Source organism: Delftia sp. JD2, assembly GCF_001682645.1.
In the GTDB taxonomy this organism is placed as follows: domain Bacteria; phylum Pseudomonadota; class Gammaproteobacteria; order Burkholderiales; family Burkholderiaceae_C; genus Comamonas; species Comamonas acidovorans.
In genome coordinates this window covers 112,890-137,926 of sequence record NZ_LFJT01000008.1, presented here as the reverse complement: position 1 = coordinate 137,926, position 25,037 = coordinate 112,890, and the positions used below count along the sequence as shown (strand labels likewise).

Here is a 25,037-nt window from a genome sequence, read left to right as displayed (position 1 = left end):
CAGCCCGGGGGGCTGTCGGCTTGCGCGATGGGCATCAGGCGATGCACATCAGTCGGCGGTGGCCTCTTTGGGCTCGGCCGGCTCGGAAGCCGGGTCCTGCTTGGGCTGGGGCGTGATGTCGAGCTTGACTTCGCCCTTGTCGGCATCGTCGGCGTCGGCCACCCAGTCCACTTCCAGGCGGCCACCGTCGACCAGCTGCCCGAACAGCAGCTCGTCGGCCAGAGAACGCCGGATGGTGTCCTGGATCAGGCGCTGCATGGGGCGAGCGCCCATGAGCGGATCGAAGCCCTTCTTGGCCAGGTGCTTGCGCAGCGCATCGGTGAAGGTGACCTCCACGCGCTTTTCGGCCAGTTGCTGCTCCAGTTGCAGCAGGAACTTGTCGACCACGCGCAGGATGACCTGCTCGTCCAGCGGCTTGAAGCTGACGATGGCGTCCAGACGGTTGCGGAACTCCGGCGTGAACAGGCGCTTGATGTCGCCCATTTCGTCGCCGGCCTGGCGCGGGTTGGTGAAGCCGATCGAGGCCTTGTTGATGGTCTCGGCGCCCGCGTTCGTGGTCATGATGAGGATCACGTTGCGGAAGTCGGCCTTGCGCCCGTTGTTGTCCGTCAGCGTGCCGTGGTCCATGACCTGCAGCAGCACGTTGAAGATGTCCGGATGCGCCTTCTCGATTTCGTCGAGCAGCAGCACCGAATGCGGCTTCTTGGTCACGGCCTCGGTCAGCAGACCGCCCTGGTCAAAGCCCACATAGCCCGGAGGCGCGCCGATCAGGCGGCTGACGGCATGGCGCTCCATGTACTCCGACATGTCGAAGCGGATCAGGTCCACGCCCAGGATGTAGGCCAGCTGCTTGGCCGCTTCCGTCTTGCCCACGCCCGTGGGGCCCGAGAACAGGAAGGAGCCGATCGGCTTGTCCGGCTTGCCCAGGCCCGAGCGCGCCATCTTGACCGAGGAGGCCAGCGCTTCCAGCGCCTTGTCCTGGCCGAAGACCACGCTCTTGAGGTCGCGCTCCAGCGTCTGCAGCTTGCTGCGGTCGTCGTTGGACACGTTGGCAGGCGGAATGCGCGCGATCTTGGCCACGATGGCCTCGATCTCGGCCTTGTCGATGGTCTGCTTGCGCTGCTCCACCGGGATGATGCGCTGCGCGGCACCGGCCTCATCGATCACGTCGATGGCCTTGTCGGGCAGGTGGCGGTCATTGATGTACTTGGCCGACAGCTCGGCCGCAGCCTGCAGGGCGGCGGCGGCGTACTGCACGCTGTGGTGTTCCTCGAAGCGCGACTTCAGGCCCTTGAGGATGTCCACGGTCTCGGCCACGGTGGGCTCGACCACGTCGACCTTCTGGAAACGCCGCGACAGCGCCGCATCCTTTTCGAAGATGCCACGGTACTCGGTGAAGGTGGTCGCGCCGATGCACTTGAGCTGGCCGCTGGACAGCGCCGGCTTGAGCAGGTTGGACGCGTCCAGCGTGCCGCCCGAAGCGGCGCCCGCGCCGATCAGCGTGTGGATTTCGTCGATGAACAGGATGGCGTTGGGCCGGTCCTTGAGCGACTTGAGCACGCCCTTGAGGCGCTGCTCGAAATCACCACGGTACTTGGTGCCCGCAAGCAGCGCGCCCATGTCCAGCGAATAGACCACGGCTTCGGTCAGCACCTCGGGCACCTTGCCCTCGGTGATGCGCCAGGCCAGGCCTTCGGCGATCGCCGTCTTGCCCACGCCGGCCTCGCCGACCAGCAGCGGGTTGTTCTTGCGGCGGCGGCACAGGATCTGGATGGTGCGCTCGACCTCGTAGTCGCGCCCGATCAGCGGATCGATCTTGCCGTCCTTGGCCGCCTGGTTGAGGTTCAGCGTGAACTGCTCCAGGGGCGAAGCCTTTTCGTTGCGCTCGCCACCCGCGCCCTCTTCGGACTCTGCAGGGTTTTCGGCCTTGGCGGGCTCGGGCGGTTCGCCCTTCTTGATGCCGTGGGCAATGAAATTGACCACGTCCAGGCGCGTCACGCCCTGCTGGTGCAGGTAGTAGACGGCGTGCGAATCCTTCTCGCCGAAGATGGCCACGAGCACGTTGGCGCCCGTGACTTCCTTCTTGCCGTTGCCGGTGGATTGCACATGCATGATGGCGCGCTGAATCACACGCTGGAAACCCAGCGTGGGCTGTGTGTCCACCTCATCGGAGCCTGCCACCTGGGGCGTGTTGTCCTTGATGAAGTTGGACAGGGCCGAGCGCAGGTCATCGATGTTGGCTGAGCAGGCGCGCAGCACTTCCGCTGCACTGGGGTTGTCCAGCAGGGCCAGCAGCAGGTGTTCCACGGTGATGAACTCGTGGCGCTGCTGGCGCGCTTCGACAAAGGCCATGTGCAAGCTGACTTCCAGTTCCTGGGCGATCATTGATGACTCCTTTTCGCTTGCTGGGGATTATTGACTGCAACCATAAATCAGGGCGGCCCGGGTTTATTCAACAGGCTCGAACATCGCCTGCAACGGATGGCCTGCCTTCTGGGCCGCCTGCAGCACCTGTTCGACCTTGGTGGCCGCCACGTCGCGCGAGTACACGCCGCAGACGCCGCGGCCATCCAGATGGATCTTGAGCATGATCTGGGTGGCCGTTTCGCGGTCCTTACCGAAGAGTTCCTGCAGGACGATGATGACGAATTCCATGGGCGTGAAGTCATCGTTGAGCATCACGACCTGGTACATCTGCGGCGGCTGGACGCGCTGGCGTCGCCGCTCCAGCACCACGGCACCGTCATCGTCGGACACGGGCCGCACTGTAGGGATGGCAGGAGGGATCGAAGGGGGTTGGGTTGCCATGAAAATCATTCTAGCCATCGGAGCCACTGTTTTCCGGAAGGGATATGCGAGGCATGCCTGAAGAATTCAAGCGCGGTGCCCGCCCGGGCCGGCAAGCACGCACCAAAGCAGTGCCTGCTCGCCGCCATCGGGCGCTGCGCCACCTTGCGGGTTATTCGTAGACCACCTTGACCTGGGCACTGCCAGCCTGGGCGTACCAGGCCGCCAGGGCCGCATCGCTGGGATAGAAGCGGCTGGCATCGCCCAGCGCCAGCTCGCAGCTGGCCGAGCCGCGCTCGTCCTCGCAGACCAGCCCCAGGCGCACTTTCATGCCGCGTTGCAGCTCGCCGTGCTCACCCTGCTCCACCACGGCGGGGAACTGGCGCAGCAGGCCAAGCACGTCAGGCATCTTCTCGCCAACGCTGACCTGCAGGTAGCGCGCAAAGCGGCAGCGCGCGTCCGCCAGATTCCACAGCTGCTGGGCCTTCATGCGCAGGCCGCCGCTGAAATGGTCGAGCTGCAGGCGCCCGGTGATGACGACGAATTCATCGTCCTTGAGCAGTTCGCGGTAGGTGTTGAGCGTGTTCTCGTCGACCGAGGCCTCGATCACGCCCGAGCCGTCATCGATCTTGAACAGGCCCAGCCGCCCGCGCTGGCCGTTGATGGCGCGGAAGTCGCTGATGATGCCGGCCAGCGTCTGGGGCTCGCGGCTGTCGCGCAGCTCGGCCAGGGGCGTGCGCACGAAGCGGCGCACCTCCTTCTCGACCTCGTCGAACAGGTGGCCCGAGAGGTAGAAGCCCACCGCCGTCTTTTCCTGGGTCAGCCGCTCCTTCACGCCCCAGGGCAGTGCCTCGACCAGCGGCGGCTCCTGGGTGCTGGAGCCCACGGCGTCATCGCCCATCATGTCGAACAGGCCGCCCTGATTGGCGTTGGCCAGCGTCTTGTTGCCGAACTCGAAGGCATGGTCGATGGAGGCCACCAGCGACGCCCGGTTGAGCTCGATGGCGTCGAAGGCGCCGCCCTTGATCAGGGCTTCCAGCGTGCGCTTGTTCAGGCGCGTGCGGTCCACGCGCACGCAGAAGTCGGCCAGGCTCTTGAAAGGTCCCTTGTCGGCGCCGCGCGGCCCCACGCCGCGGCCTTCACGCGCCGCAACGATGGCCTCGATGGCCTGCTGGCCCGTGCCCTTGATGGCGCCCAGGCCGTAGCGGATGACCTTGTCGGTGACGGGCTCGAAACGGTACATGCCGCGGTTGACGTCCGGCGGCTCGAAGCTGATGCCCATCTTGAGCGCGTCTTCGTACAACACCTTGAGCTTGTCGGTGTTGTCCATTTCCACGGTCATGTTCCCGCAGTAGAACTCGGCCGTGTAGTGCACCTTGAGCCAGGCCGTGTGGTAGGCCAGCAGCGAGTAGGCGGCGGCGTGCGACTTGTTGAAGCCGTAGCCCGCGAACTTCTCCATCAGGTCGAAGACCTCGTCGGCCTTTTCCTCGCTGATGCCCTGCTTGGCCGCGCCCTCGCGGAAGATCCCGCGGTGCATGACCATTTCCTCGACCTTCTTCTTGCCCATGGCTCGGCGCAAGAGGTCGGCGCCGCCCAGCGAGTAGCCGCCCAGCACCTGGGCGGTCTGCATCACCTGCTCCTGGTAGACCATGATGCCGTAGGTCTCGGCCAGCACCTGCTCGACCAGCGGGTGCGGGTACTCCACCACTTCCTTGCCGTGCTTGCGCGCGACGAAGCTGGGGATCAGGTCCATGGGGCCCGGACGGTACAGCGCGTTCAGTGCGATCAGGTCTTCCAGGCGGCTGGGCTTGGCGTCGCGCAGCATGCCCTGCATGCCGCGCGATTCAAACTGGAACACGGCTTCGGTCTTGCCCTCGGAGAACAGGTGGTAGGTGCGCGCATCGTCCAGCGGGATGTTCTCGAAGGCGAAGTTCTCCTGGCCCTTGTGGCGCTTGATGATGAATTCGCGCGCGATCTCCAGGATGGTCAGCGTGGCCAGGCCCAGAAAGTCGAACTTCACCAGGCCCACGGCCTCCACATCGTCCTTGTCGTACATGGCCACGGCCGAGTCGCTGCCCGGCTGCTGGTACAGCGGGCAGAAGTCGGCGAGTTTGCCCGGAGCGATCACCACGCCGCCCGCGTGCATGCCGATGTTGCGAGTCATGCCTTCGAGCTTCTGGGCCATTTCGATCAGGGTCTTGACGTCTTCTTCTTTTTCGATGCGCTCGGCCAGCATGGGCTCGGCCTCGATGGCGTAGGTGTACTTGTCGCCCTCCTTCTTCGGGTTGGGCGGGTATTTGAGCGTGACGTGCAGGCCCGGCTTGTTGGGAATGAGCTTGGAGATGCCGTCGCAGAAGGTGTAGCTCATGTCCAGCACGCGGCCCACGTCGCGGATGGCCGCGCGCGCGGCCATGGTGCCGAAGGTGGCGATCTGGCTGACGGCGTCGCGGCCGTAGAGCTGCTTCACATAGTCGATGACGCGGTCGCGGTTGGCCTGGCAGAAGTCCACGTCAAAGTCGGGCATGGACACGCGCTCGGGGTTCAGGAAGCGCTCGAACAGCAGGTTGTATTCCAGCGGGTCCAGGTCCGTGATCTTGAGCACGTAGGCCACCAGCGAGCCCGCGCCCGATCCGCGGCCCGGGCCCACGGGGCAGCCGTTGAGCTTGGCCCACTTGATGAAGTCGCCCACGATGAGGAAGTAGCCCGGAAAGCCCATCTTGAGGATGGTGCCGATCTCGAACTCCAGCCGTTCCACGTAGCGCGGGCGCTGCGCCTCGCGCTTGGCGGGATCGGGATACAGGTGGGTCAGGCGGTCTTCCAGGCCGTTGAAGGATTCGCTGCGGAAGAACTCGTCCATGGTCATGCCGTCAGGCACGGGGAAATTGGGCAGCTGCGGCTTGCCCAGCACCAGGGTCAGGCTGCAGCGGCGCGCGATTTCCACGGTGTTGGCAATGGCGCTGGGAATGTCGGCGAACAGCGCCTGCATCTGCGCGGCGGTCTTGAAATGCTGGTCGCGCGTGAAGCGGCGCACGCGCTTCGGGTTGGCCAGAATCTCACCCTCGGCGATGCACACGCGCGCTTCGTGGGACTCGTAGTCGTCGGGGCCGAAGAACTGGATGGGGTGCGTGGCCACCACGGGCAGGTTCAGCCGCTCGGCCAGTTGCACGGCAGCCAGCACGTGCGCCTCATCGTCCTGGCGGCCGGCGCGCTGCAGTTCGATGAAGAAGCGGTGCGGGAACATGCCTGCCAGCCGCTGGGCTACGGCGGCTGCGCCTGCCTCGTCTCCGCGCATCAGCGCCTGGCCCACGGGGCCGGCCTGGGCACCGGCCAGCACGATCAGCCCCTCGCCCAGCTCCTGCAGCCAGGCCCAGGTGTGCACGGCCTGGCCCTTGACCACGTTGCGGGTCCAGCCACGGGCCAGCAGCTCGGACAGGTTGTGGTAGCCCAGCGGGCTTTGCACCAGCACGATGATGCGCGAGACGGCGGCGCCGTTCTCGCCTTCGATCTGGATTTCCGCGCCCAGCACGGGCTTGACGCCCTTGGCCCGCCCTTCGCGGTAGAACTTGACGCCGCCAAACAGGTTGTTGAAGTCTGTGACGGCCAGTGCGACCTGCCCATCCTCGGCGGCGGCCTTGACGATGGCATTGATGCGGTTGGTTCCGTCCACGACGGAGAATTCGGTGTGCAGGCGCAAATGGACAAACATATGGGCGCCATTGTAGAAAGCTCCGCAAGGCCGGGACCCGTTCACGGCCATGCCTTTGCCCCCGCCCCCGCCTGCGGGGCGGTCATCGCAGGCCGTTACAATGCTTCGGCCCGGTTGCGGGAAAATCAGGCTTTGTGCGGCCCCTCAGCGCGGCCCGCGTCCCTGCCCGCCAACCCTCTCACTGCCCTTCGATTGCCCGAGAAACGTCCACCATGCAGCGTATTCCCCTGTCCATCGTTCCCGCCATGCTGGTCGCAGGCGTTCTGACAGCCTGCTCCAGTACGCAGCAAGACCCTACTGCCAAGTGGACCCCGGACCGCATCTATACCGAGGCCCGCGACGAAGCCGCCTCCGGCGCGTTCGACAAGGCCGTTCCGCTGTTCGAGAAGCTCGAAGGCCGTGCCGCCGGCACGCCCCTGGCCCAGCAGGCCCAGCTCGACAAGGCCTATGCCCAGTACAAGAGCGGCGACAAGATCCAGGCCACCGCCACGCTGGACCGCTTCCTGAAGCTGCACCCGGCCAGCCCCGCCACCGACTACGCCCTCTACCTGAAGGGCCTGGTCAACTTCAATGACAACCTGGGCATGTTCTCCTGGCTGTCGCGCCAGGATCTGTCCGAGCGTGACCAGAAGGCCGCCAAGGACTCGTTCGAGTCCTTCCGCGAGCTGGTGACGCGCTTCCCCGAGTCGCGCTACGCCGAGGATTCGCGGCTGCGCATGCAGTACATCGTCAATTCGCTGGCGCAGTACGAAGTGCATGTGGCCCGCTACTACTACGGACGCGGCGCCTACGTGGCCGCCATCGCGCGCGCGCAGACGGCCGTCAAGGACTACCAGGGCGTGCCCGCCGTGCGCGAGGCCATGCAGATCCTGGTGAATTCATACGACGCCCTGGGCATGACGCAGTTGCGCGACGACGCGCAACGCGTGCTGACCGCCTCCTACGGCCAGGAGTCCGACCAGGACCTCACGGCAAAGCAGAAGTCGTGGTGGAAGCTGTGGTGATCTGCGGCGCAGGCTGCGCCAGCGCCTGCAGGGCCTGAACAAAGGCCGCATCGTCCACCAGAGTCCGCATGGGCGGCAGCGCGGCACGCAGCCGCCGCCCGTAACCCATGGTGGCCAACCGGGAATCACAGACCACGAGCACGCCGCGATCCGTCTCACGCCGGATCAGGCGGCCGGCGCCCTGCTTGAGCGCCATGGCGGCCTCGGGCAGCATGTAGTCGGCAAAGGCCTGCCGGCCCACGGATTCCAGACTGCGCGAACGCGCCTCGACCAGCGGATCGTCGGGCGGCGGAAACGGCAGCTTGTCGATGACCACCAGCTGCAGCGCATCGCCCGGCAGGTCCACCCCCTCCCAGAAAGTGGCCGAGGCCACGAGAATGCAGCCCCGCCCCGGGCTTGCGCCCGCGCCTTGCGTGCCCTCCTTGCCTTCTCCGGCCGCGATAAAGCGCTCGATCAAGGCCAGCTTGGGCGCCTGCCCCTGGACCAGCACATCGAGTTCACCAAACAGCCCCAGCGACTGCTGCAGCGCATCGCCTATGGCGTGCAGCGCCCGCAGCGTGGTCGTCAGCACCAGCGTGCGCCCGCCCAGGCGCTGGGCGGCATCCAGCGCCAGGCGCGCCACCTCGGTGCTGTGCGTGGCACTGCCGGCCTGGGCGAAGGGCCGGGGCACGTAGAGCGCTGCCTGCCTCGCATAGTCAAAGGGACTGTCCACGCGCAGCACCTGGGCCTCGCGCAGGCCGCAGGGCTCGGTGAACCAGCTCAGGCGCTCGTCGTCACCCAGCGTGGCCGAGGTGAAGATCCACGCGGTGCCCGATGGCTGCCGGGGCAGGCCTGCAGCTTCGGGAACGGGCGCTGGCGCGCCTCCTTCCTGTGCTTGTGGCTCGGGCTCGGGCTGTGCATCCTCTCGCTCCTGGTCTGCCGATCCCTCCTGCTCCTGCGTCAACCCCAGCAGCCGCGTGCGCATGATGTGCGCAATGGTCAGCGGAGACTCCAGCATGCGCATCTGCTGGCTGCCCAGCTCCAGCCAGCGCACCGTGTCCTGCACGGCGGCTGCGGCAAAGGTGGCCAGGCGCCGCAGCAGCTCGTTGCCGCGCTCGAACAGCCTGCGCAGTTCGGGGTCGCTGACCTGCAGTTGCACCAGCGGTTCCAGCAATGCCCGCAGGCTGCGCCCCAGTGTGACCAGGGCGGTGCGCCAGCGCTGCGCGTCCAGCCCCTGCGGCGTCACGCCCTGCCAGGGCAGGCGCCCGCCCACCGGGGGCTTGCCTGCCGCCAGTCGCAGCTCGCGCAAGGCCTGCTCCACACGTGCCGAAAGCTGCATCCAGTCGGCCATGCCGCGCGCCAGTTCCTGGCCGGCGCGCAGCACATCGCGGGCATAGCCCGTCAGTTGCTGGCCCGACAGGCTCTGGCCCGCGAACTGCACGCCGGTGTCGTTGAGCTGGTGGGCCTCGTCCACCACGACCACGCCCACGCTGGGCAGCAACTGGGCCACGCCCGACTCGCGCACATCCAGGTCGGCAAACATGAGGTGGTGGTTGATGACCACCACGTCGGCCTCCAGCGCAGCGCGGCGGGCCACGTTGACATGGCAGTCCTGCCAATGCGGGCAGTCGGAACCCAGGCAGTTGTCGCGTGTGGAAGTGACCAGGGGCAGCGCGGGCGAACGCTCGTCCAGCGCGGGCAACTCGCCCAGGTCGCCCGTACGCGTGGTGCGTGCCCATCGCTCGACCAGGGCCACGCTGCGCAGCACCTGCGGGTCCTGCGGCGCCGTGCGGCCCTGGCGCACACGCTCCAGCCGCTCCATGCACAGGTAGGCGCTGCGGCCCTTGAGGCGCGCCATGCGCAGCGGCATGCCCAACGCGGCAACGAGGCGCGGCAGATCGCGGGCATACAGCTGATCCTGCAGCGCGCGCGTGGCCGTGGACACCAGCACGCGCTGGCCGCTGAGCAGGGCCGGCACCAGGTAGGCATAGGTCTTGCCCACGCCCGTGCCGGCCTCGACCACCAGGGTCTGGCGCTGCTCGATGGCCTGGGCCACGGCCAGGGCCATGCGGGTCTGCCCCTCACGCGGCAGGAACAGCGCCTCGGCGCGCGACAACAGGCCTTGCGGGGCGAAGGCCGCCTGCACGGCGGCGGTCAGGGAATGCAAAGGGCGGGTCCGTTTGTTGAAAAAGAGAGCGCCGCCGGGGTGCGGCGGGCCAGCGCCGGGGACGGTGCTCCGATAATATGCGCCATGACATTGGTGTGCCCATCCACCGCCCCAAGAGCCCACCAAACCAGAGACCATGCAGCCAGCGTACCGACTCCAAGCCGCCACAGGCATCCATCGCGGTGACAGGCAATACCAGCAAGACCAGGTGATGCTCATGGCCCACCCCTATGTACACGGCTGCCTGCTGGGCGTGCTGGCAGACGGCATGGGCGGGCGCAGTGGCGGGCGCAAGGCCTCCGACCAGGTCATGCTCACGGCGCGCCAGCTGTTCGAGCGCTTCGAGCCGGGCAAGGAAGACTGCACGGCGCTGCTGGAGAGCATCGTCCACGAGTCGCACATGGTGATCCGGCTGACGGCCATCTCGGCCGAGCAGGAGCCGCACAGCACCATTGCCGCCTTCGTGCTGCTGCCCCAGGGCCGCTGCCACTGGGTGCATTCGGGCGATTCGCGCATCTACCACTACCAGGGCGCGACCATGGTCCACCGCACCAAGGACCACTCCTACGTCCAGTCCCTGGTGGACAGGGGAGAACTCACCGAATTCGAGGCCCATGTGCACCCCAAGTCCAACATCCTGCTGGGCTGCCTGGGCACCGAGGCCGAGCCGCCCATGAGCCACCACGTGATCGAGCATGTGCACCCGGGCACCACGCTCATGGCCTGCAGCGACGGCGTCTGGCACTACTACACGGCGGAGGAACTGGGCACCGTGCTCAACGCGCTCACGCCGCGCGAGGCCACGGAATTCCTGATCGACAAGGCACGCGTGCGCGCCCAGGGCGGGGGTGACAACCTGTCGCTGGTGGTGCTCAAGCTCGAGGCACTGGAGCCGGTGACGGCCTGACCACCCGGACTCAGGGCGCGGGAGGCGCGGGCAGTGGCGCTGCCTGCGGGCCGCGATCACGGGCGGCATCGGCGGCGCGGGCCTTGCGCTCGGCAGCCTCTTTTTGCTTGGCCTCGAACTGGGCGCGGGCGGCAGCTCGCCGCTCCTGCTCCTGCGCAGACTGGCGCTGCTCGATCTGCGCCTGGCGATCACGCTGGTGGCTGGCCTGCTGGGCTGCGCGCTGCTGTGCGTCCTGGGCACGCTGGGCCCTGATGGCCTGGGTGTCGCGCTGGGCGGCCGGTGGCCGCTCCTTGGCTTGCATGGACGAGGCGGCCTTCTGGGCCTTCTTGGCCTCGATATCCTCAAGGCGCTGGGCGGCGCGCTCCTTGCGCTCCTCGTCGTTGATCTGCAGCTCGCGTTCGCGCAGCGGCTTGTCCTGCTCGCGGGCCTCCTCGCGCGCCTGCCTGAGGCAGTCTTCCACGGCAAAGCGCTGGTAGCACTCGGACTCCAGGGCCGTGCGCCGCCTGTCGATGACGGCACGCTGGGCCGCGATCTCGGCGCGTGCGGCCCTGCGCTCGGCCTGGACCTGCTTTGCAGCCTGGGCGCGCTCCTGCCGCGCATCGGCATCGCTATCCGCGCCAGCCTCCGCAGCCATGGCCGGGCCGGCCAGCACAAGGCAGGCCAGCGCAGCACCCAGGGGAGCGGGCAGTTTCTTCAAAAGGGCGAAAGCAGAGGTAGGCAGTTTCAGCATGTACAGGTCCGGCAAACGACGCCAGCGGCCGGGACCGGCCTCAGGTCAGGCTGGTGTCCACCACACGGCGCTCCAGCGCCAGGAATTCCTTGGACTGCATCTCGTTCAGGCGCGAGACGGTACGGGGGAACTCATGGGCCAGCGGGCCCTCAGTGTAAAGCTGCTCGGGCGGCACGGCGGCCGAGATGACCAGCTTGACCCTGCGGTCGTACAACACGTCCACCAGCCAGGTGAAGCGCCGCGCGGGCGATGCCATGTTGACGGGCATATAGGGCACGTCGGACAGCAGCACGGTGTGGAACTGGCTCGCGATCTCCAGGTAGTCGTTCTGCGAGCGCGGGCCGCCGCACAGCTCGCGGAAGTCGAACCAGACCACACCACCGGCGCGGCGGCGCGCACGGATCTCGCGCGCCTCGATGTGCAGCACCGGGTCTTCGTCCTTGACTTCGGCCAGCTTGTCGAAGGTTTCGGTCATGGCCGCATCGGCCTGTGCACCCAGGGGCGTGTGATAGAGCCGGGCGTTTTCCAGCGTGCGGCGGCGGTAGTCCGTGCCGTTGTCCACGTTGACGACTTCCATGCGCTCGTTGAGCAGGTCGATGGCCGGCAGGATGCGGTCGCGGTGCAGGCCGCCCGGGTACAGCTCGTCGGGCTTGAAGTTGGAGGTGGTGACAAAGCCCACGCCGTTGGCGAACAGCGAGACCAGCAGCCGGTGCAGGATCATCGCGTCCGTGATGTCGGCCACGTGGAATTCGTCGAAGCAGATCAGCTTGTACTTCTTGGAGATGCGGGCACCCAGCACGTCCAGCGGGTTCTGCGTTCCCTGCAGCACGGCGAGCTCGCGGTGGACCTCGCGCATGAATTCGTGGAAATGCAGGCGCACCTTGCGCCTGAGCGGCACGGCGTTGAAGAAGCAGTCCATGAGAAAGCTCTTGCCGCGCCCCACCCCGCCGTACATGTAGACGCCGCGGGGAATCTCGGGATGGTTGATGAGCTTCTTGAAGGCGTTGGAGCGGCGCTGGCGGTAGACCGCCCAGTCGTCGGCACAGCGCTGCAGCGCCTCGACAGCGCGCAACTGCGCAGGATCACTGTGAAAGCCCTTGGCTACCAGTTCGGCCTCGTAGGCCTCTCGCACTGAAACGCTCATGCAGCATCAACCATTCGCTATGTATTCAGAAGCTGAAAACGCTTGCAGGGCAAGCGCTTTCAGGTCTTTGGCTTGGGCTAGATGGCTAGCCTGGCACTCAGAAATTCAGAGTGCGCTTGTCGACGGCCAGTGCCGCTTCCTTGGTGGCCTCGGACAGCGAGGGGTGGGCATGGCAGATGCGGGCGATGTCTTCGCTCGATGCCTTGAACTCCATGGCGACCACGGCTTCGGAGATCAGCTCCGAGACCATGGGGCCGACCATATGCACGCCCAGGATTTCGTCGGTCTCGGCATCGGCCAGGAACTTGACCATGCCCGTGGTATCACCCAGGGCGCGCGCGCGGCCGTTGGCCAGGAAGGGGAAGGTGCCAGCCTTGTACTTGACGCCCTGCTCCTTCAGTTGCTGCTCTGTGCGGCCCACCCATGCGATTTCGGGGCTGGTGTAGATCACCCAGGGAATGGTGCCGAAGTTCACATGGCCATGCTGGCCGGCAATGCGCTCGGCCACGGCCACGGCCTCTTCCTCGGCCTTGTGCGCCAGCATCGGGCCGCGCACCACGTCGCCCACGGCCCAGACGCCGGGCAGGCTGGTCTTGCAGTCGTCATCGACCACGACGCAGCCGCGCTCGTCCAGAGCCAGGCCCACGGCCTCGGCATTGAGGCCGGCCGTGTTGGCGGTGCGGCCGATGGAGATGATCAGCTTGTCGGCCTCCAGCGCCTGGGCTTCACCCTTGGCGTTGGTGTAGGCGATGGACACGCCCTTCTTGCCGCTCTTGATTTCGCCGATCTTCACGCCCAGCTCGATCTTCAGGCCCTGCTTGTCAAACGCCTTCTTGGCTTCCTTGGCGATCTGCTCGTCCACGGCGGACAGGAACTTGTCCATGCCTTCGAGCACGACCACTTCCGTGCCCAGGCGGCGCCAGACCGAGCCCATTTCCAGGCCGATCACGCCAGCGCCGATCAGGGCCAGCTTCTTGGGGGCCTTGCCCAGGCGCAGAGCGCCGTCGTTGGACAGGATGTTCTCTTCATCGAAGGGCACGCCGGGCAGCGCGCGGGCGCTGGAGCCCGTGGCGACCACGATCTGCTTGCCCGTCAGCACTTCCTCTTCCTTGCCGGCAACCTTGATCTCGTAGCCGCCCTCGACCGCCTTGACGAACGAGCCACGGCCGTGGAAGAAGGTGACCTTGTTCTTCTTGAACAGGTACAGGATGCCGTCGTTGTTCTGCTTCACGACCGCATCCTTGCGGGCGATCATCTTGGCCACGTCCATCTCGACCTTGCCGGTGGAGATGCCATGGTCGGCAAAGTGCAGATTGGCGTGCTCGAAGTGCTCGGACGACTGCAGCAGGGCCTTGGAGGGAATGCAGCCCACGTTGGTGCAGGTGCCGCCCGGAGCGGCGCCGCCCGCGGCGTTCTTCCACTCGTCGATACAGGCCACGTTGAAGCCCAGTTGTGCGGCACGGATGGCGGCGATGTAGCCGCCAGGGCCCGCGCCGATGACGATGACGTCGAATTGCTTGCTCATTTGTCTTCTACCTTTATCAAATCGGCGATCAGCCCCTGAGTCAAAAGGACGTACCCCGTGCTGGAGGAAATCGGAACACCAGCGTTCAGATTTTTGAAAACCGGGGTGTTCAAGGAAACCCTGCACACGGCAAGAAACGGTGCGTTGATGCAGGCATTGCCTTCATCGACCGTCAGTTTCCACTCTCCATGGGGCGAAAGAGGCAGACCGGCGAGGTCCAATACGCTCCAATTGCCAGAATCATCCTGCCTGATCCTGACGCTGGGTTTGCCAGCTTGATTTTCACAGGCCTGCTGCAGCGCAGACGCCATCTCGGCAGACGCACGAATGGACTGGCAGTCCATCCGGTAGTCGCCGATCAGTCGAGCCTGCGCTGGCTGCACCGTTGGACGGAACGTCCCGCACGATGCAAGCAGCAGTGCCGATGCCACAGTTGCCATGGCAGTCTGCAGCATGTCTTCTCTTCGATTTACAGGTCGAACAGCAGGCGCGAAGGATCTTCCAGCGCGTCCTTCATGGCCACCAGGCCCAGCACGGCTTCGCGGCCGTCGATGATGCGGTGGTCATAGGACATGGCCAGATAGTTCATCGGGCGCACCACGACCTGGCCGTTCTCGACCATGGCGCGGTCCTTGGTGGCGTGCACGCCCAGGATGGCCGACTGGGGCGGGTTGATGATGGGGGTGGACATCATCGAGCCGAAGGTGCCGCCGTTGGAGATGGAGAAGGTGCCGCCGGTCATGTCTTCAATGCCCAGCTTGCCGTCTGCCGCCTTCTTGCCGAATTCGGCAATCTTCTTTTCGATGTCGGCGAAGCTCATCTGGTCTGCATTGCGCAGGATGGGCACCACCAGGCCACGGGGCGAACCCACGGCGATACCGATGTCGAAGTAGCCGTGATAGACGATGTCGTTGCCGTCCACGGAAGCATTGAGCACGGGGTACTTCTTCAGGGCGTGCACTGCCGCCTTGACGAAGAAGGACATGAAGCCCAGCTTGGTGCCGTGTTCCTTGGTGAAGGCGTCCTGGAACTTCTTGCGCAGATCCATCACCGGGGCCATGTTCACTTCGTTGAACGTGGTCAGGATGGCGTTGGTGGACTGCGACTGCAGCAGGCGCTCGGCCACGCGGGCACGCAGGCGGCTCATGGGCACGCGCTGCTCGGGACGGCCGCTGAGGTCTTCCTTGGCAGCGGGAGCCGACACCTGGGGCAGCGCCTTGGTGGGCACGCCGGTGGGGATGACGGCAGCCGTGGACTGCACGCCGCCCTTGACGGCGGCCAGGGCGTCGCCCTTGGTCACGCGGCCATCCTTGCCGGAGCCAGCCACGTTGGCGGCCGACAGGTTGTTCTCGGCCAGCAGCTTGGCAGCGGCGGGCATGGCGACATCGCCCTTGCTGCCGCCAGTGGCAGCAGCAGCGGCGGGAGCAGCAGCAGGCGCTGCGGCAGCGGGAGCGGCGGCTGCGGCAGGAGCGGCAGCGGCCACGCCGGCCACGCCTTCGGTGTCGATCTTGGCGATCAGCTGCTCGGCCACCACGGTGGCGCCGTCACCTTGCACGATCTCGGCCAGCACGCCAGCGGCGGGTGCGGGCACTTCGAGCACGACCTTGTCGGTTTCGATTTCGATGAGGATCTCATCGATTGCAACCGCTTCGCCGGCCTTCTTCTTCCAGGTCAGCATGGTGGCCTCAGCGATGGACTCGGACAGCTGGGGAACTTTGACTTCAACGATAGCCATTTGTGATTCTTTCCAAAAGTGTTCTGTACTGATACGTAGCGGGTGGGGGCTGCCTTACTTGTTCAGGACAAAACCCTTGAGCTTGGAGAACGCGCCTTCCACCAGGGCCTTTTGCTGCTCCTGGTGCAGGTGTGCGTAACCCACGGCGGGCGATGCCGAGGCAGCGCGGCCGGAGTAGCCCAGCTTCTGGCCATCGAGCATGTTCTCGTGGATGTAGTGCTGCACGAAGAACCAGGCGCCCTGGTTCTGCGGCTCGTCCTGGCACCAGACGATCTCGGTGGCGTTGCCGAACTTCTTGAGTTCAGCGGCGAAGGCCTTGTGCGGGAAGGGGTACAGCTGTTCGACGCGGATGATGGCGACGTCCTTGCTTTCCTTCTCGGCGCGCTTCTTGACCAGGTCGTAGTAGACCTTGCCCGAGCATGCGATCACGCGCTTGACCTTGGCCGCGTTCTTCACGACGGCTTCGTCCTGCTCGGGGATCACGGTCTGGAAACCACCGCTGGTGAACTCGGACAGCGGCGAGGTCGCATCCTTGTTACGCAGCAGCGACTTGGGCGTCATGATGACCAGCGGCTTGCGCAGCGGGCGCACCATCTGGCGACGCAGCACGTGGAAGATCTGGCTGGCCGTGGTGGGCTGCACGATCTGCATGTTGGCGTCGGCGGCCAGCTGCATGAAGCGCTCCAGGCGTGCCGAGCTGTGCTCGGGGCCCTGGCCTTCATAGCCGTGCGGCAGCATCAGCGTCAGGCCGTTGATGCGGCCCCACTTGACTTCACCGGAGGCGATGAACTGGTCGATCACCACCTGGGCGCCGTTGGCGAAGTCGCCGAACTGGGCTTCCCAGATCACCAGGGTGTTGGGATCGTTCGACGCGTAGCCGTACTCGAAGCCCAGCACGGCCTCTTCGGACAGGATGGAGTCGATGACGGTGAACGGAGCCTGGCTGTCGGCCACGTTCTGCAGCGGGATGTAGGTGCCTTCGCTCCACTTTTCACGCTTTTGGTCATGGATGACCGAGTGGCGGTGGGTGAAGGTGCCGCGGCCGCAGTCCTCGCCCGACAGGCGCACGGGGTAGCCCGATGCGACCAGCGATGCGAAGGCCATGTGCTCGCCCATGCCCCAGTCCACGTTGACATCGCCGCGGCCCATGGCTGCGCGGTCGTCATAGACCTTCTTGACCAGCGCGTGCGGGGTCACGGTCTCGGGGATCGTGGTGATGCGTTCGGCCAGGCGCTTCCATTCGGTCAGCGGGATGGCGGTGTCGCCAGCGTCGGTCCAGGTCTTGCCCAGGAACGGGCTCCAGTCCACGGCGTACTTGCTCTTGAAGTTCGTCAGCACCGGGTCCACGGTGTGGCGGCCTTCGTCCATGGCGGCGCGGTAGGCCTTGGCCATGTCGTCGCCCAGCGATTCGCCCAGGCCTTGCGTGGCCAGCTTGTCGGCGTACAGCTTGCGGGTGCCGGGGTGGGCGCCGATCTTCTTGTACATCAGCGGCTGGGTCAGGGCAGGCGTATCCTGCTCGTTGTGGCCCAGCTTGCGGAAGCAGACGATGTCCACGACCACGTCCTTGGAGAATTCCATGCGGAATTCCAGCGCCAGCTGCACGGCCAGTGCCACGGCTTCCGGATCATCGCCGTTCACGTGCAGCACGGGCGACTCGATCATCTTGACGATGTCGGTGCAGTACAGCGTGGAGCGGGTGTCGCGCGGATCGGAGGTGGTGAAGCCGATCTGGTTGTTGATGATGATGTGCACCGTGCCGCCCGTGGTGTAGCCACGGGTCTGGGCCAGCGCCAGGGTTTCCTGGTTCACGCCCTGGCCGGCAAAGGCGGCATCGCCGTGCACCAGCACGGGCAGCACCTGCTTGCCGTGCGGGTCGTCGCGGCGGTCCATGCGCGAGCGCACCGAGCCTTCGACCACGGGGTTGACGATTTCCAGGTGCGAGGGATTGAAGGCCAGCGACAGGTGGACAGGGCCGCCAGCGGTGGACACATCGGAGCTGAAGCCCTGGTGGTACTTCACGTCGCCCGAGGGCAGATCTTCGGGAGCGGTGTGATCGAACTCGGCGAACAGGTCCTTCGGCATCTTGCCCAGGGTGTTGACCAGCACGTTCAGGCGGCCGCGGTGGGCCATGCCGATCACGACTTCCTGCACGCCCTTCTGGCCGGCAGCGTTGATCAGCTCGTCCATGGCGACGATGAAGCTTTCGCCACCTTCCAGCGAGAAGCGCTTTTGGCCGACGTACTTGGTGTGCAGGTAGCGTTCCAGGCCTTCGGCAGCCGTCAGGCGGTCGAGGATGCGCTTTTTCTGGTTGGCGTCAAAGCTGGGCTTGGTACGGCTGGTTTCCAGCTTTTGCTGCCACCAGCGCTTTTGCGTCTGGTCGGTGGCATACATGTACTCGGTGCCCAGGGTGCCGCAGTAGGTCTCGCGCAGCGCGTTCATCAGCTCGCGCAGCGACATGCTTTCCTTGCCGAAGAAGGTGTTGCTCGTGTTGAACACCGTTTCCTGGTCGGCATCGGTGAAGCCGTAGAACGACGGCTCCAGCTCGGGAATTTCGGGGCGCTCGGTGCGCTTGAGGGGATCGAGATCGGCCCAGCGTGCGCCGACATTGCGGTAGGCGGCGATCAGCTGCTGGACGGCGGTGCGCTTGCGGCCCAGCTCGGAGTCGGCGCCGGAGGCCACGACCACCTTGGTGCCGCCTTGCTTGGCGCGCTCGGCGAAAGCGTTGATGACGGGCTGGTGCGGGACGTCCTTGGAGTCCGTGCCGTCGACTGCGGGCACATGTTGCAGTGCATCAAAGTACTCGCGCCAGGAATCCGGCACGCTACCGGGGTTGGCCAGGTAGTTCTCGTACATTTCTTCGACGTAGGGGGCATTGCCGCCGAAGAGGTAAGTATTGCCTTGATAGGCTTGGTAGACCGACGTCTGATCGCTCATATTGCGCTGACCTCCGCCTCCCTGAAGGAGGCATTAGCTGGTTTGTAGAACCTTCCGCGACACGGCTGTACCGATTGGCGGATGCGACTGTGGCTGGGGAAGGGCCTGGTTGCGACCGCCATTGTGCCACCGTTCAAACATCGCAGCAGGGCAGTTACCAAGCGATTACCTGGACCCTCCGGGAGTTCCCGCAGTCGCGTACATTGGCGCATCTTCCGAACGGACCGACAGATGAACCTGCTGCCCTTACACAAACGCACTTTCATGCTGCTGCTGATCGCGGCGACCATAGGCTTCGGTGCCGTGCTCTGGGAATTCATGGGGGCCATCTTCTGGGGCGTCGCCCTGGCCATCCTGTTCTCGCCGCTGCACCGGCGCCTGCTGGCGCGCATGCCCCGGCGCACCAATCTCGCCGCCCTGTCCACCCTGCTGCTGTGCCTGGTCGTGGCCATCCTGCCGCTGGCGCTGATCGGCGCCTCGCTGGTGCGCGAGGCCTCGTTGATCTATGAGCGCGTCAACAGCGGCAACCTGGATGCAGGCACCTATCTGCAACAGATCATGGACGCCCTGCCCTCCTGGGTCACACCCTGGCTGGAGAGGTTGCACCTGGGCTCGCTGGCCGAGCTGCAGGACAAGCTGTCCAGCATCGCCATGCAGGCATCCAAGCTGGCCGCCACCAAGGCGCTGGGCATAGGCCAGAACACGTTCGGCTTCCTGGTGGGCTTTTGCGTGATGCTGTACCTGCTGTTTTTCCTGCTGCGCGACGGCCGTGACCTGACACAGCGCATCCGCATGGCCATTCCGCTGCAGGCCGACCACAAGGCCGAGCTGTCGAGCAAGTTCACCACCGTGATCCGTGCCACCGTCAAGGGGAACCTGGCCGTGGCGGCCGCCCAGGGCGCGCTGGGCGGGCTGATCTTCTGGATTCTGGGCATCCAGGGACCCGTGCTGTGGGGCGTGGTGATGGCCTTCCTGTCGCTGCTGCCCGCCGTGGGCGCCGGCCTGATCTGGGCACCCGTGGCCATCTACTTCCTGGCCACCGGCGCCATGGGCAAGGGCCTGATCCTGATCGCCTACGGCGTGCTGGTGATCGGCCTGGTGGACAACGTACTGCGCCCCTTGCTGGTGGGCAAGGACACGAAGATGCCCGACTACATCGTGCTGATCTCGACGCTGGGCGGCATGGCTCTCTTCGGACTGACGGGTTTTGTGATAGGCCCCGTGATCGCGGCCCTGTTCATGGCAATCTGGGACATGTTCTCGCGCATGCAAGTGCAAGATGAGGAAAAGCGCCGCCAACTTGCCCAGGCAGGTTTGGCGCATGCTGAATATCAGACATCGGATGATATGGACCTCAAGCAAGCACCGCACGATCCGCGCCCGCCGGCACGCTGAGCCTGCTCCGGCCCCTCCCTCTGGAAGGGGCCGGAAATCCATTTTCAGGCATTCAATGGGTGCAAATGGATCGCATTCGCGCAATAGCCTGGATCCATCGACCTCATTCATCCACTCAATGAATGGCGGATTGATATAAAACAAAATGTCCGAAGCCCTGAATCCAGATAATCATTTCAACTGATGATCCCGCCGGGCGGCGCCCCGGCAAGCCCCGCGCAGCAAGGCCTGGCGTGGAGCTTTCGCGCGAATGCCGCACAGGCCGACTCAGGATTAAGGGTTATTTCCCGGATTGATTCCGGGGTGCACTCGTAGAATTTGCTTACAAGCGTCAATTTCTATTAGAAGGTACCCCACATGGTCCAATTCTCCAGACGCCAGTTCATGAAAGTGACTGGTTCGACTCTGGCCGGATCCAGCCTGGCGTTGATGGGCTTCTCGCCCACTGCCGCCCTGGCTGAAGTGCGCCAGTTCAAGCTGGCCGCCACCACGGTCACCCGCCAGACCTGTACCTACTGCTCGGTAGGCTGCGGCATCCTGATGTATTCGCTGAGCGACGGCGCCAAGAACGCCAAGCTGTCGGTGATCCACGTCGAGGGCGATCCGGACCACCCCGTCAACCGCGGCACGCTGTGCCCCAAGGGCGCATCGCTGCTGGACTTCGTCCACAGCCCGCACCGCCTGAAGTACCCCGAGTACCGCGCCCCCGGCTCCAACGAGTGGAAGCGCATGTCCTGGGACGAGGCGCTGACGCGCATCACCAAGCTGCTCAAGGACGATCGCGACGCGAACTTCGTCGAGCAAAACGACAAGGGCCAGACGGTGAACCGCTGGCTGACCACCGGCATGCTGGCCGCCTCGGCCTCCAGCAACGAAGCCGGTTACGTCACACACAAGGTTGCCCGTTCCTGGGGCCTGCTCGCACTCGATAACCAAGCACGTGTCTGACACGGCCCGACGGTGGCAGGTCTTGCCCCGACGTTTGGCCGTGGAGCGATGACGAACCATTGGGTCGACATCAAGAACGCGGACGTTATCCTGATCATGGGCGGCAATGCCGCTGAAGCACATCCCTGCGGTTTCAAGTGGGTGACCGAAGCGAAGGAGCACAACGGTGCGCACTTCATGGTGGTCGATCCGCGCTTCAACCGCTCCGCCTCCGTGGCCGATTTCTATGCCCCCATCCGGTCGGGCTCGGACATCGTGTTCCTGGGTGGCGTGATCAACTATCTGCTGACGAACGACAAGATCCATCACGAATACGTGAGGAACTACACCGACTTCTCGTACATCGTGAAGGAGGAGTTTGCGTTCGACGAAGGCATCTTCTCGGGCTACGACCCGCAGACACGCAAATACGACAAGTCCAGCTGGGACTATGAGCTCGACGCCGACGGCTACGTGAAGGTGGACGCCAGCCTGCAGCATCCGCGCTGCGTGTACCAATGGCTCAAGCGCCACTACGCCAGCTACACGCCCGAGAAGGTGGAGAGCGCCTGCGGCACGCCCAAGGAAAAATTCCTGCACGTGTGCGAGAAGCTGGCATCGACCGCCGTGCCGGGCCGCGTCGCGACCATCCTGTACGCACTGGGCTGGACACAGCACACCACGGGCGCGCAGATCCTGCGCACGGGCGCCATGGTCCAGCTGCTGCTGGGCAATATCGGCGTGGCCGGTGGCGGCATGAACGCGCTGCGCGGGCACTCCAACATCCAGGGCCTGACGGACCTGGGCATCCTGTCGGCCTCGCTGCCCGGCTACCTGACGCTGCCCAACGAAGGCGAGCAGGACTACCAGAAGTACATCGACGCGCGCACGCCCAAGGCCATGCGCCCGGGCCAGATGAACTACTGGTCGAACACGCCCAAGTTCCACGTGAGCCTGATGAAGGCCTGGTGGGGACCGGCGGCCACGGCCGAGAACAACTGGGCCTTCAACTACCTGCCCAAGCTGGACAGGCAGTACGACATGCTGCAGGTGTTCGACCTGATGGCGCAGGGCAAGATCAACGGCTACATCGCCCAGGGCTTCAACCCGCTGGCGGCCCTTGCGAACAGCAACAATGTGCGCGAAGGCCTCAAGAAGCTGAAGTTCCTGGTGATCATGGACCCGCTGGTCACCGAAACGTCGGAGTTCTGGCAGAACCACGGCGAGTTCAACGACGTGGATCCGGCATCAATCCAGACCGAGGTGTTCCGCCTGCCCACGACCTGCTTTGCCGAGGAAGACGGCGCCGTCGTCAGCTCCTCGCGCGTACTGCAGTGGCACTGGAAGGCGGCCGAGCCCCCGGGCGAGGCCAAGACCGACATCGCCATCATGTCGGCCCTGCACCTGCGCCTGAAGCAGGCCTATGAGAAGGACGGCGGCAAGTTCCCCGAGCCGATCACCAAGCTGTGGTGGCCCTATGCCCATGCCGATCATCCGACCTCGGAAGAGATCGCCAAGGAGTACAACGGCCGCGCCCTGGTGGACCTGTTCGACCCCAAGGACCCGACCAAGCTCATCCGCAAGGCCGGCGAGCAGCTGGCCGGCTTCGGCGAGATGCGCGACGACGGCACGACGATGGGCGGCTGCTGGATCTGGGCAGGCTGCTGGACCTCGTCCGGCAACCAGATGGCCCGGCGCGACAACAGCGACCCCACGGGCATAGGCAACACGCTGAACTGGGCCTGGGCCTGGCCGGCCAACCGCCGCGTGCTCTACAACCGCGCCTCCTGCGACCGCAACGGCCAGCCGTTCGATCCCAAGCGCACGCTGATCCGCTGGAACGGCAAGAACTGGGGCGGTGCCGACGTGCCCGACATGGGCCCGACCATGCCGCCGGAGACCACCGATCCGTTCATCATGAACCCCGAGGGCGTGGCGCGCTTCTTCGCCCGCAAGGGCATGAACGAGGGACCGTTCCCCACCCACTACGAGGCCTTTGACAACCCGCTGGGATACAACCCCATGTATCCCGACAACAAGCTGGCAGTCATCAACCCGGCCACGCGGATCTTCGACTCCGTCAAGGATTCGGCGGGCTCGCCCAGCGAGTTCCCGCACGTGGGCACGACGTACCGCCTGACCGAGCACTTCCACTACTGGACCAAGCACGTTCAGCTGAACAACATCGTTCAGCCCGAGCAGTTCGTGGAAATCGGCGAGGCGCTGGCCAAGGAGCTGGGCATCGAGACCGGCCAGCATGTGAAGGTCAGCTCCAAGCGCGGCTTCGTCAAGGCAGCCGCCGTGGTGACCAAGCGCATCAAGCCCATGAAGATCGATGGCAAGACCATCCACCACGTGGGCGTGCCCATTCACTGGGGCTTCTCGTCGACGGGCCGCAAGGGCTACATGGCCAACAACCTGACGGCATCGGTGGGCGATGGCAACAGCCTTACCCCGGAATCCAAGACCTTCCTCGTGAAGGTGGAAAAGGTTTAAGGAGCAGCTGATGTCATCAACCATGTCTCTCGATATCAAGCGTCGCTCGGCCACGACGACGCCTGCTCCCAGTGCGCGCGAAACGCACAGCGGCGAGGTGGCCAAGCTCATCGATGTCTCCAAGTGCATCGGGTGCAAGGCCTGCCAGACCGCCTGCATGGAGTGGAACGACCTGCGCGACGAAATCGGAACCTGCGCGGCCGGCGTCTATGACAACCCGACCGATCTGACCGATCAGTCGTGGACCGTCATGCGCTTTACCGAGTACGAGAACGAAGCGACCGGCAACCTGGAGTGGCTGATCCGCAAGGACGGCTGCATGCACTGCGAGGACCCGGGCTGCCTGAAGGCCTGCCCTTCGCCGGGCGCCATCGTGCAGTACAGCAACGGCATCGTGGACTTCCAGCAGGACCAGTGCGTGGGCTGCGGCTACTGCGTCACAGGCTGCCCGTTCAACATCCCGCGCATCTCCAAGAAGGACCACAAGGCCTACAAGTGCACGCTGTGCTCGGACCGCGTGGCCGTCGGCCGCGAGCCTGCCTGTGTCAAGACCTGCCCCACGGGCGCCATCATGTTTGGCACCAAGGAGGCGATGAAGGACCAGGCCGAGCACCGCATCGGCGACCTCAAGCGGCGCGGCTATGCCGAAGCCGGCCTGTATGACCCGCAGGGCGTGGGCGGCACCCATGTGATGTACGTGCTGCATCACGCGGACAAGCCTTCGCTGTACAAGGGCCTGCCCGACGACCCGAAGATCAGCCCCATGGTGTCCCTGTGGAAGGGCGTTGCCAAGCCGCTGGCCATGGCCGCGCTGGGCGCAGCTGCCGTCGGCAGCCTGTTCCACTACATCACCAAGGGCCCGAACGACGTGTCCAAGGAACTGGAAGACGAAATGGACCGCAAGGACCAGGAAGCCGCTGAAAAGGAGGCCCGCCGATGAAACGCAATCCACGTGACCTGGTGCGCTACAACGCATCGGAGCGTGCCAACCACTGGGTGGTCGGCATCTGCTTCATCCTGCTGGCGCTGTCGGGCCTGGCGTTCTTCCACCCGGCCTTCTTCCCGCTCACGCAGCTGTTCGGCGGCGGGCCGTGGACGCGCATCCTGCACCCCTACATCGGGGTGGTGATGGCGCTGTTCTTCATCATTATGGCGCTGCGCTTCTGGCGCCTGAACGTGGTCGAACCTCGCGACATCGAGTGGCTCAAGAACGTCAACAAGATGATCGACGGCGATGACCACGACATGCCCGAGCAGGGCAAGTACAACGGCGGCCAGAAGCTGCTGTTCTGGGGCCTGGTCATCGGCATGCTGGCGATCACCGTGACCGGAGCGCTCATGTGGCGCGCCTGGTGGACGCTGCCCGTCAACGTGGTGCGCGCCGCCTCGGTGGTGCATGCCATTGCGGGCGTGTGGATGATCGGCCTGATCATCATGCACGTGTACGCGGCCATCTGGACCCGGGGCACCATCCGCGCCATGCTGTACGGCACGGTGACGCGGGCCTGGGCCAAGCAGCATCATCGGGGGTGGTATCGCAAGATGACCGGGGATAATGACTGACACCCCCTGAGCGGCTTACGCCGCTTCCCCCTCTCTAC

The 25,037-nt window shown here is 65.3% G+C and carries 16 protein-coding genes; 6 read left to right on the top strand and 10 right to left on the bottom strand.

Annotated elements, in window-relative coordinates; translation table 11 throughout:
• Positions 1-48 precede the first annotated feature (48 nt).
• From clpA to dnaE, 3 genes are all read right to left on the bottom strand, one after another.
• The gene (gene clpA / locus ACM14_RS06915) at positions 49-2,385 is read right to left on the bottom strand and encodes an ATP-dependent Clp protease ATP-binding subunit ClpA (RefSeq protein ID WP_012205339.1); all 2,337 of its coding nucleotides are present in this window, start codon (positions 2,383-2,385) and stop codon (positions 49-51) included.
• A 63-nt stretch (positions 2,386-2,448) separates the two neighbouring features.
• Entirely contained in the window at positions 2,449-2,826 is a 378-nt protein-coding gene (gene clpS, locus ACM14_RS06910) for an ATP-dependent Clp protease adapter ClpS (RefSeq protein WP_012205338.1), read from the bottom strand.
• Between the two features lie 133 nt (positions 2,827-2,959).
• The gene (gene dnaE / locus ACM14_RS06905) at positions 2,960-6,493 is read right to left on the bottom strand and encodes a DNA polymerase III subunit alpha (protein ID WP_043820947.1); all 3,534 of its coding nucleotides are present in this window, start codon (positions 6,491-6,493) and stop codon (positions 2,960-2,962) included.
• A gap of 212 nt (positions 6,494-6,705) precedes the next feature.
• On the opposite strand from dnaE, the gene ACM14_RS06900 reads away from it, so the two are divergent.
• Positions 6,706-7,497, top strand: coding sequence for an outer membrane protein assembly factor BamD (locus tag ACM14_RS06900; RefSeq protein ID WP_012205336.1), 792 nt, complete (start codon positions 6,706-6,708; stop codon positions 7,495-7,497).
• On the opposite strand, the gene ACM14_RS06895 is transcribed toward ACM14_RS06900, so the two are convergent.
• Positions 7,460-9,643 carry an ATP-dependent DNA helicase gene (locus ACM14_RS06895; protein ID WP_065345707.1) on the bottom strand — a complete coding sequence of 728 codons (2,184 nt, stop codon included), beginning with the start codon at positions 9,641-9,643 and terminating at the stop codon, positions 7,460-7,462. The two genes, ACM14_RS06900 and ACM14_RS06895, sit on opposite strands and share 38 nt — an antisense overlap.
• A gap of 136 nt (positions 9,644-9,779) precedes the next feature.
• Between ACM14_RS06895 and ACM14_RS06890 the strand changes: the two genes are divergently transcribed.
• Positions 9,780-10,550 carry a PP2C family serine/threonine-protein phosphatase gene (locus tag ACM14_RS06890; protein ID WP_012205334.1) on the top strand — a complete coding sequence of 257 codons (771 nt, stop codon included), beginning with the start codon at positions 9,780-9,782 and terminating at the stop codon, positions 10,548-10,550.
• Positions 10,551-10,560: 10 nt separating this feature from the next.
• Here the strand turns inward: ACM14_RS06890 and ACM14_RS06885 are convergent, their stop codons facing one another.
• The 6 genes from ACM14_RS06885 to ACM14_RS06860 form a co-directional block, all read right to left on the bottom strand.
• The gene (locus ACM14_RS06885; RefSeq protein WP_065345732.1) at positions 10,561-11,280 is read right to left on the bottom strand and encodes a hypothetical protein; all 720 of its coding nucleotides are present in this window, start codon (positions 11,278-11,280) and stop codon (positions 10,561-10,563) included.
• A gap of 40 nt (positions 11,281-11,320) precedes the next feature.
• Positions 11,321-12,424 (bottom strand): cell division protein ZapE, encoded by a 1,104-nt coding sequence (gene zapE, locus ACM14_RS06880; protein ID WP_013802657.1) that lies wholly within the window; start codon positions 12,422-12,424, stop codon positions 11,321-11,323.
• Positions 12,425-12,521: 97 nt separating this feature from the next.
• A complete protein-coding gene (lpdA, locus tag ACM14_RS06875; RefSeq protein ID WP_013802658.1) occupies positions 12,522-13,949 on the bottom strand; it encodes a dihydrolipoyl dehydrogenase in 1,428 nt (475 codons plus the stop codon).
• Positions 13,946-14,404, bottom strand: coding sequence for a hypothetical protein (locus ACM14_RS06870; RefSeq protein WP_065345706.1), 459 nt, complete (start codon positions 14,402-14,404; stop codon positions 13,946-13,948). Before ACM14_RS06870 ends, lpdA begins: the two co-directional genes overlap by 4 nt.
• A gap of 14 nt (positions 14,405-14,418) precedes the next feature.
• On the bottom strand, positions 14,419-15,684 hold the full coding sequence (gene odhB / locus ACM14_RS06865; protein WP_013802659.1) for a 2-oxoglutarate dehydrogenase complex dihydrolipoyllysine-residue succinyltransferase: 1,266 nt from the start codon (positions 15,682-15,684) through the stop codon (positions 14,419-14,421).
• Positions 15,685-15,738: 54 nt separating this feature from the next.
• Positions 15,739-18,618 (bottom strand): 2-oxoglutarate dehydrogenase E1 component, encoded by a 2,880-nt coding sequence (locus tag ACM14_RS06860; protein ID WP_034393004.1) that lies wholly within the window; start codon positions 18,616-18,618, stop codon positions 15,739-15,741.
• Between the two features lie 231 nt (positions 18,619-18,849).
• Here ACM14_RS06860 and ACM14_RS06855 point away from each other — a divergent pair, with 231 nt between their 5' ends.
• The 4 genes from ACM14_RS06855 to ACM14_RS06835 all read left to right on the top strand — a co-directional run bounded on the left by ACM14_RS06855 (position 18,850) and on the right by ACM14_RS06835 (position 24,999).
• Positions 18,850-20,013 (top strand): AI-2E family transporter, encoded by a 1,164-nt coding sequence (locus ACM14_RS06855; protein WP_012205328.1) that lies wholly within the window; start codon positions 18,850-18,852, stop codon positions 20,011-20,013.
• Between the two features lie 357 nt (positions 20,014-20,370).
• Positions 20,371-23,436: a formate dehydrogenase-N subunit alpha gene (gene fdnG / locus ACM14_RS06845; protein ID WP_081816151.1), complete on the top strand. Its 3,066-nt coding sequence runs from the start codon at positions 20,371-20,373 to the stop codon at positions 23,434-23,436.
• A 10-nt stretch (positions 23,437-23,446) separates the two neighbouring features.
• Positions 23,447-24,376: a formate dehydrogenase subunit beta gene (fdxH, locus tag ACM14_RS06840; protein ID WP_012205325.1), complete on the top strand. Its 930-nt coding sequence runs from the start codon at positions 23,447-23,449 to the stop codon at positions 24,374-24,376.
• On the top strand, positions 24,373-24,999 hold the full coding sequence (locus ACM14_RS06835) for a formate dehydrogenase subunit gamma (RefSeq protein WP_012205324.1): 627 nt from the start codon (positions 24,373-24,375) through the stop codon (positions 24,997-24,999). The genes fdxH and ACM14_RS06835 overlap by 4 nt, the downstream gene beginning before the upstream one ends.
• The last annotated feature ends 38 nt before the right edge of the window (positions 25,000-25,037 follow it).